Genomic DNA, 14,563 nt, shown 5'->3' on the forward strand with positions numbered 1-14,563 from the left:
GTGAGTCCTGCGAGGCCCGCACCCATAAATACGTTTGAATGCCGATAGCGCGGGTGCCAGACTGGCGTTTTGAAGAGGCGCAATCATACGTGCCGCCTGATCCATGGAAAAGACACAGATCAGGCTTTTTAAGTTGCCGAGGTGTAGCGATGGACAAGTTGCAGAAAACCGTTGATGAGTGGAAGGCCATGCTCGATCCGGAGCAGTACAACGTGTGCCGCCTCAAAGGCACCGAGCGGCCGTTCAGCGGCAAGTACAACGGTACCAAGACCGATGGCGTGTACCACTGTATTTGCTGTAACGAGCCGCTGTTCGATTCCAAGGCGAAATTTGACTCGGGCTGTGGCTGGCCGAGCTTCTACGAGCCGATTGCCGACAGCGCGATGATCGAGATCCGTGACGTCAGCCACGGCATGATCCGCACCGAAGTCACCTGCGCCAAATGCGATGCGCACCTGGGCCATGTGTTCCCCGACGGCCCACCGCCGACCGGCCTGCGTTATTGCATCAACTCGGTGTGCCTGGACCTGGTGCCGCGCTAGCCCAGGGCTGCCCCTGTGCAACCGTGCGGGGGTGATCTATAGCGGGGTATCACTCCAGGTAATTAAATTGCACACAATTGAATTGCCCGCTATGGTTTTGCTCCTTCCCCTTCATTGAGGCACCGCCATGAGCGACAACCTGCTGAGCATCCCCTGCACCACCATCAAGGGTGAGCAAAAGACCTTGGCCGATTTTGCCGGCAAGGCCGTGCTGGTCGTCAACACCGCCAGCAAGTGTGGCTTCACCCCGCAATACAAGGGCCTTGAGCAACTCTGGCAGCAATACAAGGATCAGGGCCTGGTGGTGCTGGGCTTTCCCTGCAACCAATTCGGCAAGCAGGAACCCGGTGACGAAGGGGCTATTTCTGAGTTCTGCGAGCTGAACTTCGGTGTCACTTTCCCGCTGTTCAAGAAGATCGACGTCAACGGCAGTGGGGCGCACCCGCTGTTTGTGCAGCTGAAAAAACAAGCACCGGGCGTGCTGGGCACCCAGGGCATCAAATGGAACTTCACCAAGTTCCTCGTCGGCCGCGATGGTCAGGTGGTCAAGCGGTTTGGTCCGACCACCAAGCCTCAGGACCTGACCCAAGAGATTGAAGCCCTGCTCAAATGACCGACCTGGCCCTGGACAATCAGCTGTGCTTCAAGCTCTACGCGGCGTCACGCGCGGTGACCCGCGCCTACAAGCCGATGCTTGATCAATTGGGCCTCACGTATCCGCAATACCTGGTGATGCTGGTGCTGTGGGAATGGCACCACCTGCCGCCGGCGCAGCCGACGGTCAAGGCCTTGGGTGAGCGCTTGATGCTTGACTCGGGCACGTTGACCCCATTGCTCAAGCGGCTGGAGCAGATGGGCTGGGTGGCGCGCCGACGCAGCACCCAGGATGAGCGCGAAGTGCACCTTGGGTTGAGTAAAACCGGCGTGCAATTGCGCGATCAGGCCTACGCCCTGAAGACCCGCCTGCTGTGCGACAGCGGCGTCGACCTGAACCAGGCCGATGTTCTGCGCGACGGCCTGGATCAATTGCTGGCACAGGTCAGAGCGCTGTCGTCGTCGGCACCCACAGGTCCAGCAGCGCGTTGAGTTCTTCCCGGCGAAACGGTTTGGCCAGGTAATCGTTCATCCCCGCCGCCCGGCAACGCTCGCGCTCTTCGGACAAGGCGTTGGCCGTCACCGCGACAATCGGCAGGTCCGGCCAGCGCCCGCTGCGGCGAATCTGCCGGCTGGCCTCGTAGCCGTCCATCACCGGCATGTTGCAGTCCATCAAGACCATGTCGAAGCGTTGTTCTTCGAGGAGCTTGAGTGCTTCGCCACCGTGGGCGGCCACGATCACTTCGCAGCCCAGCTTGCTGAGCATGCCCTTGGCCACCAATTGGTTGACCGGGTTGTCCTCCACCAGCAGGATGCGCGCCCGATGCGCAAGCGGCGCGGCGTCCAGCTGGATCGGGTCAAGCACCGGGTGCGCCTCGGTGCGCAAATGGCGCTGCAGGATCTGGTACAGCGCATTGCGGCTCAAAGGGCGCGCTTGTTGCTGCAGCGGCGCCAGGGCCGCCACTTCTTCGCTGGGCATGAAATTGCCGTAGGCCGTCACCAACAAGATGGGCGCGGTAATGCCCGGCCGAATGCGGAACAGGCATTCCGGACAATCGGTCATCAACAGGTCAGGTGTTTGCCCGCTCAGGTCGTCATCCATGGTGAAGCAATGCGGCGTCAGCCCCCAACTGGGCAACAGGGCCGTGAGCAGCTCCGTCAGGCCGCCGCCGGCATTGGCGATGATCATGACCGTACCGGTGAGCGGTGGGGGCGCAACCGCAGGCGAATGGGTCGGCAATGGCAGGTCCGCGCAGAACTGGCTGCCAAACCCCACCTCCGAGCTGATGCTCAAGCGCCCCTTCATCGCTTCACACAGGTTATGCGTGAGCGCCAGGCCCAGGCCGGTGCCGCCAAACTGGCGAGTGATACCGGCGCCGGCCTGGGTGAACGGTTGGAAGATTTTTACCTGGGCGTCCTGAGCAATGCCGATCCCGGTATCGCAGACCTCAATGCGCACCCCGCCGCCGTGGGTACGCAGGCGCACATCCACCCGGCCAAAGCGCGTGAACTTCAGCGCGTTGGACAGCAAGTTGCTGACGATCTGCCGCACGCGGGTCGGGTCACCCAGCACTTGCGCCGGGAACTGCGGGTCGATCAGGCACGTCAGCTCGACGCTGGGCGCGGCGTTCTGCGACAACAGGTTGGCGGTGTCTTCCACCAGCGCGCCCAGGTCGAACGGGATGTGCTCCAGCTCCAGCTGGCCGGCGTCGAATTTGGACAGGTCGAGGATATCGTTGAGCAACTCCACCAGCACTTTGCCCGAGTCATGGGCGATGGACAGTTGCTGGCGCTGCTCGGCGTTCAATGGGCTGTCCAGCGACAGTGCGATCATGCCCAGCAGCCCGTTGAGCGGGGTGCGAATTTCGTGACTCATGTTGGCCAGGAACGCCGCCCGGGCCTGGGCCATGCCCAGCGCATTCATTCTGGCGGCTTCCAGTTCATCGTTGGACTGGCTCAAGCGTTGGTTGCTGGCCTTAAGCTCCAGGGTGCGCGCGGAGACGATATTTTCCAATTGCCCGAGGTATTCCGTAAGTCGGTCTTCGGCGTGGCGACGCTGCTGGATTTCCGTCTCCAGGGTGTCGAATTGCTGGTTGGCGACGTTGACCAACACCCCGATTTCATCGTGTTCATGTCCCGGTGGGCAGTCCAGGCGCGTCTGCCTGCGTGTGCTCAGCTCGCCGATAATGCGCACCAGCGGTTGGGTCAGCATTACGTAAAACAGGCCAAGCAAGATGCCGGTCAGCAACAGGCTGCGCACAAAGCCGTTGAGCAGCGTGATCTCGGCGCGGCGCAGGAAGCGACTACCAAAGGCGTAGGTGTCGACGTCAAGACGCAGCACCCCAAGGGACTCATTGGGCATGTGGCTCAGAAACAACGGGTCTTCAAACTCGCGGGTGGCGCCGAACAAGAAGTCGCTGATCGGCCGATAGGGGCTTTCTTTGCGCGGTCTGTCTACGTCGGCCAGTACCACGCCGTTGTTATCGATCAACTGTGCATGGGTGATGGCGGGGGAGGACAACAGCCCGAGGGTCAGTTCCTGGGCCAGTTCGGCGTCGATGTTGTAGGCGATACGTGACGCGGGGTTATGGCTGATTTCGATCAGCGAGCGAATTTCACGGTTGATGGATGCGTCTTCGCTGGCATAATCAATGCCGATTTGGATCAGGCTGAGCAGGGTTCCCAAGACGAAACCGACCAGCACAGTCAATCTGGCTTGTTTATAAGACAAGCGGTGGGCGAACTTGATATCCATCGAGTGTTGAACCACTTTACGTTTCCCTTCGCCCGGCAAGCATAGCTGAACATCCGCACGCTCTCGCTTGCCCGGCATGAATCGTTGTTTACGCGGCCCATGCGGCCTGTCGCAGGGTTGCCAATACGCCATCTTTTGCAGGAACTTGCCAGAGGAATAAGTGTGGATTCTCGATTGAATGCCTTTCTGGAGCGCGCTGATGCAGTGCTCGCTCGCCTGGAGCCCTTGCTGCCGGCGCCACGCCAGGCCATCGACTGGCATCAGTGCCTGGCCGCCCGCTGGCAACGTGAGGGCCGCAGCGGTTTCCTGTTGCCGCTGGACGTCAGCCTGGATATGCGCCTGTCCGACCTGATCGGCGTGGACAAGCAACGTGAAACACTGGCACGCAATACCCAGCAATTTCTCGATGGACTGCCCGCCAACCATGCGTTGCTGTGGGGCTCGCGTGGCACCGGTAAATCCTCCATGGTCCGTGCCTTGCTGGCCCAGCATGCCCAGGCGGGTTTGCGTCTGATCGAAATCGAGCGTGACCACCTGGCCGATCTGCCGCGTGTGGTCGAGCAACTGCTCAAGCTGCCGCAGCGTTTCATTTTGTTCTGTGACGACCTGTCGTTCGAGGCCGGTGAAGGCGACTACCGCGTGCTCAAGAGTGTGCTGGACGGCTCCCTGGAACAGGCACCGGAAAACGTGCTGCTGTATGCCACGTCCAACCGCCGCCATCTGGTTCCGGAAAACCAGAGCGACAACGACAACTGGAAGCGCGTGGACGGCGAATTGCACCCAAGCGAGGCGGTGGAAGACAAAATTGCCCTGTCGGACCGCTTTGGTTTGTGGTTGTCGTTCTACCCGTTTACCCAGGAGCACTTCCTGGAGGTGATGGCGCATTGGATCGGCGAGTTGGCCGCCAAGGCCGGTCTGCAATGGCAGCGTGATGAAGCGCTCGATATTCTCGCCGTGCGCTGGGCCACCGGGCGCGGCAACCGCAATGGCCGCTGCGCGTATCAATTCGCCCGTTACTGGGTGGGCCTCAAACTGCTGGAGCGTCAACCGTGATCGATTTACAACAAACAGGCGCCGGCCTGGATGGCTACGCCATGCTCTGTGCGCAACTGGAGTCGCTGTTGGCCGATGAGCGAGATTTCATCGCCAACAGTGCACAGTTTTCCGCCTTCCTGTTCAACCAATTGGACGACTTGAACTGGGCAGGTTTTTACCTCAATCGCAATGAAGAGCTGGTGCTCGGCCCGTTCCAGGGCCAGATCGCCTGTGTGCGTATCCCGTTTGGGCGAGGCGTGTGCGGTGCGGCTGCGGCCTCGCGACAAACCCAGCGGGTGGAAGATGTGCATGAATTTCCCGGGCATATCGCCTGTGACAGCGCATCCAACAGTGAGCTGGTCGTGCCGCTGGTCAAGAATGGCCAACTGATTGGCGTCCTTGACCTCGATAGCCCTTCGCTGGCCCGCTTTACTGCGCAGGACCAGGCGGGCATCGAACAACTGGCGGCGATTTTTCTGCGCTTGACCGACTGCTGATCCAAACAGGGGCGGCGCTGCGTCCGCCCCTATCTGGCGTCCATTTCCCGCAGTTGCTGGTGCAGCACCCGTTCCAGTTCCAGCATCAGTTTTTCCAGAGACCTCACAGCGGCTTCGATCAAGGCAGGGGCATCGCCGCGGGCACATACCTGTTCAACGGCTTCGCATTGCGAAGCCACTGAGTGGGCTCTGACGATGCGGGCGGCGCCCTTGATCTTGTGGGCTTGCTCGATAATCGCTTCGGGCGTCGCCTGCGTCGCCATCAGCGCGAGGAGTTCCTGCCGGTCGTGTCGGCTGCTGCTCAGCAGCTCCTCCAGCAGGCGCCGGTTCATCTGGGGATCGCCACCGGTCATGGCCTCGAACTTGCCGAGGTCAAGCATCGGGCCAGCCGCTTGAGGGCTGATTTGCGCCAATTGCCGTTCCAGCGCCGTCAGGCTGATCGGCTTGAACAGGCAGTCGTCCATACCTGCCTGGGCGCAGCGCTGCTTCTCTTCGGGCTGGGCATTGGCGGTAAAGCCCAGCACCACACATGGCGTAAGGTGTTCGCGCTGCTCGTATTCGCGTATCGAACGGCTCAATTCGTAGCCGTTCATGATTGGCATGTTGCAGTCGGCGATCACCAGATCGAAGTGCGCCTGGCGCCAGGCCTGGAAGCCTGCCGCGCCGTTTTGCGCGGCCGTAAACTGGTGACCGAGGTAACCGAGCTGCTGGCACATCAGCAGGCGGTTTGCCGGGTGATCGTCCACGACCAGCACATTGAGCGCAGGGGTGGTCGCGGCTGTCTCGGGCTTGATTTCATCGGTGACGAGCAACGGTTGCAGACGAGTCATCTTCAGGCTGACATGCACTTGCGTGCCCACCATCGGCACGCTGCTCAGGCTCAGTTGTCCGCCCATCATGCTGCACAGGCTGCGGCAGATCACCAGCCCCAGGCCCGCGCCACTCCTGGCCAACTGTCCGGCATTGTCGGCCTGGGCAAAGGGTTCGAACAGGCGTACCTGGTCATTGCGACTGATACCGATGCCGGTGTCCTCCACCACCAGTTTCATTTCGACCTGTTGCGGCGTTTGGGTGGGTAACACCGCTACCTTGATTTTCACCTGGCCGCGTTCGGTGAACTTGATGGCGTTGCTGACCAGGTTTGACAGCACTTGCTTGAAACGCAGCGGGTCTATCAGTACCTCGGTGTTATCCAGCTCGGGCTTGAATTCCAGCAGCAGGCTCAGGGTTTTCTGGCGTGCAAGGCCGTCGAACACCCGCACCACGGACTCGATCACCTCCCGCAGGTTCACGCGTTCCGGCGCCAGGCTCAGGCGGCCGGATTCAATACGCGCGATATCGAGGATATCGCCGATCAGTTCCAGCAGGTCCCTGGCTGAGTTGTAGGCCACTTCGATGGCCGTACGGTCGAGGTGACCCTGGTCCGCGCGCTTGAGCGTCAGCTCCAGCATGCCGATCACGGCGTTCATTGGTGTGCGTATTTCGTGGCTCATGGTGGCCAGAAAGGTACTCTTGGCCCGATTTGCCTCGTCGGCACGCTCCTTGGCGGCGCGCAGTTCGTCGAACAGTTGGCGGCGCTCGCTGATGTCGATCCAGCCCCCGATAATGCCTTGTACCTCGCCGTCGGAGTCGCGGTACGGCAGGATCCAGTGGTAGATCGTGAGTTTTTTTTCGCGAATATGCAGGGTTCGGTCCAGGATCAGCGGGGCGCCTTCGGCCACTACGCGTTGATAGTCGGTATGGTATTGCGCCGCTTCTTCGGCAAGGGCGGTGCTGACTTGCATCGCGGTTTTGCCGATCACGTCCTCCCGCCTGACCCCGAACACCTGCAGGTAGCTGTCGTTGCAGGTCTGCAGCAGGCCGTTGCGGTCTCGTACGTAAATCGGGTGCGGGGTTTCATTGACCAGGGCGCGCATGAATTCGAACTGGTCGTTGAGGGCGCGTTCGGCCATCTTCCGGTGCTTGATCTGACGGCGCATGTAGGCATTCCAGGTCAGGGAAATCAGCAGCAGCAGCCCGGTGCCCATGATGATGCGGGCGATCAGTTGGTGGTAGTCGCGCCAATAGCTCTCGGAGTCGGCGCGGTAGCCCCGCCAGCGACTGTTGATGACCCCCAGTTCGTCCGGCGCGATGCTGAGCAGGGCCTTGTCGAGTATCGAGCTGAGCTCGGTCGCGCTGCGTGATGTGGCCAGGGCAAAGGTGGCCGGCATCGTACCGATGCTGAAGCTGATTTGAAGCTTGTCCTGGAACATCTGCGCCGAGAGGAAGTAGTTGGCGACCACCAGGGTGTTGACGGCGCCGTCCACATCGCCTTTTACCAGTAGCTCGGTCGACTTGAAGGTATCGCCGGTTTCCACCAGTTCAATTTTTGGGAAATTGTCACGCAGGAACTTTTTCAACGGGCTGCCTTGGGTGATCGCCAGGCGCTTGCCTTCCATCTCTTCCAGGCCGGTGGGCGCCTGGTTTTCCTTGCGCGTCAACATCACGTAGGAATTTTCCAGATAGGGTCGACTGAAGTTCAGTTGCGCTTCCCGTTCGACGCTGGGGACGATCGCGCCAATGATATCGGTCTTGCCCGCCTCGATTTGCTCGATCATGGTCTCCACGTCGCGGCCGCGCTGGACGTCGAAGCGCAACCCGGTACGCAGGCGAATCAGCTCCAGCAGGTCAGCGGTGATGCCGCGAAAATTGCCATCGGCATCGAAGAACGTCAGCGGTGCATAGGTTTCGTTGACGGTCACCTTGAGCACCGGATTGTCTTTGAGCCAGCGCTCTTCGCGTGGGGTCAGTTGCAGCTTCTGGTCGGTCAGCAAGATAGCGCTGCCGGCGCTCCAGCGTTTGGCGATCGCTTCCCGTTCATTGATGGGCACGGCCATCAATACGGTATTGACGATACTCAACAACGTGCGCTGACGCTGGGATATGGCAAAACTGAATCCATAGGCCTCATGCTTGCCGAAGGTGGCCATGCGAACGTTTTTCAGGTAGCCCTTGTTGATCATGTAATGGGTGGAAATGGTATCGCCCAGAAACACGTCGGCCTGGTCGAATGCCACCGCATTCAGGGCGTTTTGATAAGAGGGGTAGGCGCGGATGGTCGCGTCGGGGTAGAGCTTTTCCACCTCGTCCAACGGCAGGTAGTGATAGACCAGCGCCAGGCGCATACCGGCCAGGCCATCACTGAGGCTGCGGGTTTCGCCTTCACGGGTGACCAACACCGGCTGGTCTACAGCATACGGCTCCGACAATGCCAGGTTGGGGTTGGCCGCCTCGAAGCCATTGGAGGAGCCGAGCAAATCGATATCGCCGTTTTCAAGGGCGCGGATCGCAGCCTCTCGAGAGGGATAGCGCACTACCGTTACCGGCACGGCCAACGCCTTGGTCAACAGGCCAGCATAGTCGGCGGTGAGCCCTTCGTAGTCGCGCCTGCTGGAGGTGAAGTCAAAAGGAGGGTAGTCGGGTGACGCCGTGCCTAATACCAGTTCGCGCTTGTTTTGCAGCCACTGGCGCTGGGCCTTGTTCAGGTGGGTTTCCAGTTGCACCGAGCCTGCACGACTCAGTAAGTTGAAATGCTCCGCGTCCGATTGCAATTGCGCGGGCACAGCGGCACTGAAGCACAAGCCGGTGCTCAATATAATCAGATAGTCCTTTATACACCTGGGCATCCGCTTTCTCACACTAGCGCGTTTCGTTTTGCCAGCTCGATAAGTTCTACCAAGGACTTGGCTTGAAGTTTTTGCATGAGCCTCTTTTTATAAGTGCTGACTGTTTTATTGCTCAGAAACATGCCTTTGGCAATTTCCTTATTGGTGCGGCCTTGGGCAAAAAGTTGCAATACCATCAGTTCGCGGTCGTTAACCGCCTTGAACAGTTCGAGTTCCCGGCAATCGACACCGGCGGTAGTCAACGCCTGGCTCGGGAAATAGTTATAACCGGATAGTACGGCGCGGATTGCGCTCAGCAGCTCGCTCAGGTCGCCTTCCTTGCACACATAACCGTCGGCGCCGGAGCGCATGCAGCGCGTGGCGAATAGCGTGGGGGACTGAGCTGTCAGCACCAGGGTTTTCATTGAGGTGTTCATTGCGTTGAATCGGCAGAGCACTTCGAGCCCATCCAGTTTCGGAATGCTGATATCCAGAATAATCAAGTCCGGCAGGCACTCGCGCACCATTTGAATGGCGTCGCATCCGTTATCTGTCTCTCCGACTACTTTGTAACCTTCATGTTCCAACAGCATGCGGATGGCAAGCCTTATAACCGGGTGATCGTCGATAATAAAAACGGTGTTCATAGTCACATTCCATGCAGGTGCAAATAAAGCGGGCACATTAGCTCAGAAGCGGGTAGTGGAGCATGAGTACGAGGGGGGCAGATATAAAACAGGAAAGGTCCTACGAAAAAAAAGGTAACGGCTTACCCGTCTATAAGGCTTTCTGAGGCGATGTGTGCGTGATGTGCGCAGGGATAGCTAAATTTCGGTGCTAAAGACTATATGTGGGAAGGGCGGGAGTTTTTCGACGGGCTAGTAGGTTTAAAGTCCTACGTCGATAACGAACTTAGTGGGCGAATCAAATATAAAAGCTCATCTTTGTTCAAAGGTTTTGGCAAGTAACCCAGCAGCGGCAGGTCGCGCGTCAATGCCTGAGTCAGTAAGTTTGAAAGTTCTGCCGAGGGCAGCCCGCTGAGCAGGATCGCGGTGGTGATAAAACCTCGGCGGCTGGCGATCTCTATCAGCTCAAGCCCGGGCAGGTCGGGCAGGCATTGGTCGCATAGAAGGACGTCAAAGGGGGTGTCTGCCAGCGTCATCAAATGGATCGCTTGTTCGGCGTTTTCCGCAGGGGTCAGCCGCTCGAAGCCAAAGCTTCTAAGCAGGCACTGGGTGGCCAGCAATTGGAAGGGATGGTCCTCCACCAACAGGATACGAAGGGGATAGTTGGGCATAGAAAGCACACGGTGAGTCAAGCGTCGATGGAGAGGGCGTGAAGCGGTTCGCCAGGGGGCCCGGAGCGTGCGCGATTATTCTCCGGGGATCTGTGCGAATTCGATCAGGCCGCTCTGTTCCCTTTGTAGGGCTATTCGCTTCAGGGCGCAGAGGGCTTGATCAGGACCGTTATTGAGGGCTTGAACGCCCGGTCATTTCCCGCGCCATCTCGGTGGCATAGCTGTCGGTCATGCCTGCGATAAAGTCGATCATGCGTAGGAACGATGTGTGCAATGGCCATTCGGGGTTGGGCGCATTGTTCCCAAGCAGGTCGAGAATGCGCCGGTTCTTGAACGACGGCGTGCGCCCGCCATGCTGTTCCAGTGCCGCACCACAGAAGGCGTTCAGCAGAATCTCCAGCGTGGTGTAGGCCCCGATCTCATGCAGGGTCTTGCGTTTGTCCTGGAAGATTTTCTTACGCGCCATGTCTTTTGCATCCAGCACGCAGCGTTTGGCTGGACCGTGCATGTGCTCCACCAGATCGCCGGGCAGTGTGCCCGCCAGCAAGGCGTCCTGCTGCTCGACAAACGCGCGTGCCGCGGCGTTGGTCAGGTGCTCGATGGCTTTGCCGCGCAGGATCGCCAGCTTGCGCCGGCGCGAGTCCGACGCCCCCAGCTGCCGATAGGTCTGTGGCAGGTCGTCGCCCACCAGGTCAAGCAGCAGAGACTCGACCTCTGCGTATTCCAGCAGGTCCATCTCCAGGCCATCTTCCAGATCGATCAGGGCATAACAGATGTCGTCGGCGGCCTCCATCAGATAGACCAGGGGGTGACGGGCCCAGCGTTGCTCCTCGAGTTGCGGCAGGCCCAGTTTGTGGGCGATCTGTTCGAGGATCGGCAGTTCGCTCTGGTAGCAACCGAACTTGTGTTTTTTGTAGCCCAGGGAGTCGGCGTGGCGGGCGCTCCAGGGATATTTCAGGTAGGTGCCCAACGTGGCGTAAGTCAGCCGCGTACCGCCGTCGAACTGGTGGTATTCCAGCTGGGTCAGCACCCGAAAACCTTGTGCATTGCCTTCGAAATTGAGGAAGTCATTGCGCTCGGCGCTGCTCATATCATCCAGCCAGCCACGCCCGGCCGCCTGTTGGAACCAGTGCCGGATAGCGTCTTCGCCAGAGTGGCCGAAAGGTGGGTTGCCGATGTCATGGGCCAGGCAGGCCGATTGCACCACCATGCCCAAATCGCTGGGGTCGCACCAGTCGGGCAGGGCGCTGCGCAGGGTTTCGCCCACACGCATGCCGAGGGAGCGGCCCACGCAACTGACTTCCAGGGAGTGGGTCAAGCGTGTGTGGATGTGGTCGTTACTCGACACCGGATGCACTTGGGTCTTGCGGCCCAGGCGGCGGAACGCGCCGGAGAAAATAATGCGGTCGTGGTCTTTGTGAAACGGGCTGCGGCCCAATTCTTCCGGGCTATGCAGGGGTTTTCCAAGACGTTCGCGGTTCAGCAGGGTGGGCCAATCCAAGGCGGGTACTCTCCGTGCGGTGAATGACCCTCCCAGCTTCCCGGTTAAGACTGGGCGGGGCAAGCAAAAATCTACAGACCAGCCGCGTCGATATCGATTAACAGCAAGCGCTGACCGTTATCGAAGAATTGTCCGGCGGTGAGGCAGTACTGGTTGGTGGTGGCATCGCGATACGTGGAGGACAGGGTCAGGCGCCGCTCGTCCCAGCCTTCGGCCAGCAGGTGGTAGAAGTACGGGCGCCACGACCAGTTATGGCCCAGGTAGCGGCTGTCGGTTTGCCAGGCGTCCTGGCGCCATTCGAAGTTGGGCGTCAGTTGCGTGCCATGCCGGTCGCACTGGTAAAAGCGCAGCAGCCAGGGGAAATCCGGCAGTTGCGGCAACAAGGAGAGTGGCGCATGGCCCTGGGCCCAGGTCTGCAGGATTTTCATCAGTTCGGTCAGTTGCTCGCGCAGGTGCATGATGCGTCCGCGTTCGGCCAGCTTCTGTTGGACGTACATCGTGCGCAGGTGGGCGAACTGCGCTACGAACGTATCGGTGGCGAACAGGTCCAGTTGCGCCTGGGCAAATAAATAGCCCTGCACATAGCGTGAACCGCATTCCAGGGCAAAGCTCAGTTGCGCTTCGGTTTCCACGCCTTCGGCAATGATCCAGCAACCGGTCTTTTCCGCCATCTGCGCCAGCGCCCGCACCACGTCGCTGCTTGGCCCGCCTCGGGCGGCGGCCTGGAACAGGCGCATATCCAGTTTGAGAATGTCCGGTTGCAACGCGAGCACCCGGTCAAGCTGGGAGTAACCGGCACCGAAGTCGTCGATGGCGATGCGCGCACCGGCCTCGCGATAGCGCGCTACCACCTCGGCCAGGCGCTGGATGTCGCCGCCCAGTTCAGTGATCTCGAACACGATGCGTTGCGGGTCGACACCGTGGGCCTGCACCTGCTGCAAGCTCGGCAGTGCCTGGCCCGGGCGCAGACGGGTGATCCAGCGCGGCGAAATGTTCAGGCTCAGGAACCAGTCTTCGGGCGCTTCATGCAGGCGGCTCAAGGCATTGTCGCGGATCTGCCGGTCAAGGCGGCGCAAGGCCACGCCCGGTGTACGCGGGTCGGCGAACAGCGGGCCCACGGACTGCAAACGGCCGTCAGCCTGGCGCAGCCGGCCCAGGGCCTCAACGCCGGCAATACGGCCGGTGGCGGTATCGATGAACGGCTGGAAACAGGCGAGCGGTTGCCCGTCGATCACGGAACCTCCTTAAGAGACATGGCGAAAAAAGGCCCGGCCCTCGCTGACGAGGGCCGGGCCGATTCTGTCTGCAAGAATGCAGCCAGCAGTGCTTAACCTTTGCGCGAACTGCCGGCCATCGCCAGTTTGATCAGTGGGATCAAACCCGCGCCCAGGCGCACCAGACGCGTCAGGCTGCTGATACTGCCGCCCTTGGCGCCCTTGCCGGTAAAGAAGCCCATCAGCGTCACCGCCGCCACGCCCCACAGCGGCGCGTGCTTGATGCCCAGGCTGTCCTGCCAGTTGTGGCGCATGTCGCGCACTTTGTGCAGCGGCGCCATCAACTGCTGGGACTCGTGGCGGATTTCCTGGCGGTGCATTTCCATGCGCAGGCGGATCAAGGCCTTGCGCATTTCTCGCCGCGAAGTGTTTTGCGGGATCTCAGTCAGGCTCATGGCAGCAGGCGCTCCCGGTCATTGGCCAGCTCTTCGAGGGTGGCATGGAAAGGCGTGGATTCATCGAACACCGCGGCCTTGAGCCGCACCCCGCAAAACGCGGCGGCCAGGCTGTAGAACACGCACAGGCAGATGATCCCGGTCAGGCGGTAGCCGGTGTCCCATACCAGGATCATCACCAGCGTCGACAACCCCACCAGCAACAGCAGGGCGAATACCAGTGCCAGGCCTGCGAACAACAGCAGGCTCACAGTGCGTGCCTTCTGCTCCTGCAATTCGATGCCGAACAGTTCGACGTGGCTGTGCAGCAAGCCAAGAACGGCTGCGCCCAGGCGTCGTGAAGTGGAGCTTGTGCCCGTGGACGAGCCGTTTTCGCCGATAGCCATAGTGTTAGCGCCTTGTGGCCAGCAGGCCGATCAGAAAGCCCACGCCGGCGGCAATACCCACCGACTGCCAAGGGTTGGCCTGCACATAATCTTCAGTGGCAGTGATCGCTGCCTGGCTGCGTTCGCGCAGCGAGTCTTCGGTCAGTTGCAGGGTTTCACGGGCCTTGAGCAGGCTCTCATGAATCTTGCTGCGCAGCTCGTCGGCCTGGTCACCGGCCAGAATCGCGGTGTCATCGAGCAACTTTTCGGTGTCACTGACCAGGGTTTGAAAATCCGCCATCAGTATTTCTTGGGCGGTCTGTGCTGTTTTTCTGGCCATGGTTATCTCCGTGATGAGCTGATCTGTACGTGTGGTTTCGAGTCACCGGCATCGGTGAAGGTTCAGTGCAATTGTCTGGTACAGCTTTTGCTTTGCCTTGGTGCGCAGGCCCCGAGGTCTGCGCTGAATCCGGGCGGTAAGGCCACAAGCCCTCAAAAACCTTACCTTAAATAACTCAAACTCGCGGAAAAACCCTGTCGGCCATGGCCTGTTGTGTTGATCGCTGCCCTAAAGCGGTTCACATCCTCTAAAGAGGGATGGTGCCGCAAGTGCCAATTTAGTGCGCGCAACCCTGGCTTGAACCGCTTTGGTGCTTTTTGCCTT

Annotated in this window: 14 protein-coding genes; 5 read left to right on the top strand and 9 right to left on the bottom strand. The window is 60.1% G+C overall.

Translation table 11 applies throughout. From position 1 onward, the window contains the following. The first annotated feature begins 149 nt into the window (after positions 1–149). The 3 genes from msrB to PSH59_RS08625 all read left to right on the top strand — a co-directional run bounded on the left by msrB (position 150) and on the right by PSH59_RS08625 (position 1,628). Positions 150–542, top strand: coding sequence for a peptide-methionine (R)-S-oxide reductase MsrB (gene msrB / locus PSH59_RS08615; RefSeq protein WP_248076335.1), 393 nt, complete (start codon positions 150–152; stop codon positions 540–542). 127 nt (positions 543–669) lie between these two features. Beyond that, complete coding sequence (locus tag PSH59_RS08620) at positions 670–1,155, top strand: glutathione peroxidase (RefSeq protein WP_248076333.1); 486 nt, start codon at positions 670–672, stop codon at positions 1,153–1,155. Further along, complete coding sequence (locus PSH59_RS08625) at positions 1,152–1,628, top strand: MarR family winged helix-turn-helix transcriptional regulator (protein WP_305394810.1); 477 nt, start codon at positions 1,152–1,154, stop codon at positions 1,626–1,628. Before PSH59_RS08620 ends, PSH59_RS08625 begins: the two co-directional genes overlap by 4 nt. Here PSH59_RS08625 and PSH59_RS08630 read toward each other — a convergent pair. Beyond that, entirely contained in the window at positions 1,582–3,891 is a 2,310-nt protein-coding gene (locus tag PSH59_RS08630) for a response regulator (RefSeq protein ID WP_305394811.1), read from the bottom strand. The two genes, PSH59_RS08625 and PSH59_RS08630, sit on opposite strands and share 47 nt — an antisense overlap. A gap of 162 nt (positions 3,892–4,053) precedes the next feature. Between PSH59_RS08630 and PSH59_RS08635 the strand changes: the two genes are divergently transcribed. Continuing rightward, positions 4,054–4,944, top strand: a complete 891-nt coding sequence (locus tag PSH59_RS08635; RefSeq protein ID WP_305394812.1) for an ATP-binding protein — start codon at positions 4,054–4,056, stop codon at positions 4,942–4,944. Continuing rightward, positions 4,941–5,423, top strand: a complete 483-nt coding sequence (locus tag PSH59_RS08640) for a GAF domain-containing protein (RefSeq protein ID WP_248076322.1) — start codon at positions 4,941–4,943, stop codon at positions 5,421–5,423. Before PSH59_RS08635 ends, PSH59_RS08640 begins: the two co-directional genes overlap by 4 nt. 29 nt (positions 5,424–5,452) lie before the next feature. Here PSH59_RS08640 and PSH59_RS08645 read toward each other — a convergent pair whose 3' ends face one another. The 8 genes from PSH59_RS08645 to PSH59_RS08680 form a co-directional block, all read right to left on the bottom strand. Then, positions 5,453–9,088, bottom strand: coding sequence for a transporter substrate-binding domain-containing protein (locus PSH59_RS08645; protein WP_305394813.1), 3,636 nt, complete (start codon positions 9,086–9,088; stop codon positions 5,453–5,455). Between the two features lie 8 nt (positions 9,089–9,096). Beyond that, the gene (locus PSH59_RS08650; RefSeq protein ID WP_248076318.1) at positions 9,097–9,714 is read right to left on the bottom strand and encodes a response regulator transcription factor; all 618 of its coding nucleotides are present in this window, start codon (positions 9,712–9,714) and stop codon (positions 9,097–9,099) included. Positions 9,715–9,962: 248 nt separating this feature from the next. Then, entirely contained in the window at positions 9,963–10,364 is a 402-nt protein-coding gene (locus tag PSH59_RS08655) for a response regulator (protein ID WP_248076316.1), read from the bottom strand. Positions 10,365–10,533: 169 nt separating this feature from the next. Beyond that, a complete protein-coding gene (locus tag PSH59_RS08660; protein WP_248076314.1) occupies positions 10,534–11,865 on the bottom strand; it encodes a deoxyguanosinetriphosphate triphosphohydrolase in 1,332 nt (443 codons plus the stop codon). A gap of 71 nt (positions 11,866–11,936) precedes the next feature. Continuing rightward, the gene (locus PSH59_RS08665) at positions 11,937–13,100 is read right to left on the bottom strand and encodes an EAL domain-containing protein (RefSeq protein WP_305394814.1); all 1,164 of its coding nucleotides are present in this window, start codon (positions 13,098–13,100) and stop codon (positions 11,937–11,939) included. Positions 13,101–13,192: 92 nt separating this feature from the next. Continuing rightward, entirely contained in the window at positions 13,193–13,534 is a 342-nt protein-coding gene (locus PSH59_RS08670) for a hypothetical protein (RefSeq protein WP_248076310.1), read from the bottom strand. Beyond that, positions 13,531–13,920 (bottom strand): phage holin family protein, encoded by a 390-nt coding sequence (locus PSH59_RS08675; RefSeq protein ID WP_248076308.1) that lies wholly within the window; start codon positions 13,918–13,920, stop codon positions 13,531–13,533. The genes PSH59_RS08670 and PSH59_RS08675 overlap by 4 nt, the downstream gene beginning before the upstream one ends. A 4-nt stretch (positions 13,921–13,924) precedes the next feature. After that, on the bottom strand, positions 13,925–14,239 hold the full coding sequence (locus PSH59_RS08680) for a YqjD family protein (protein WP_248076305.1): 315 nt from the start codon (positions 14,237–14,239) through the stop codon (positions 13,925–13,927). Positions 14,240–14,563 lie beyond the last annotated feature (324 nt).

Origin of the sequence: Pseudomonas sp. FP2309, assembly GCF_030687575.1 — a bacterium.
Lineage (GTDB): Bacteria > Pseudomonadota > Gammaproteobacteria > Pseudomonadales > Pseudomonadaceae > Aquipseudomonas.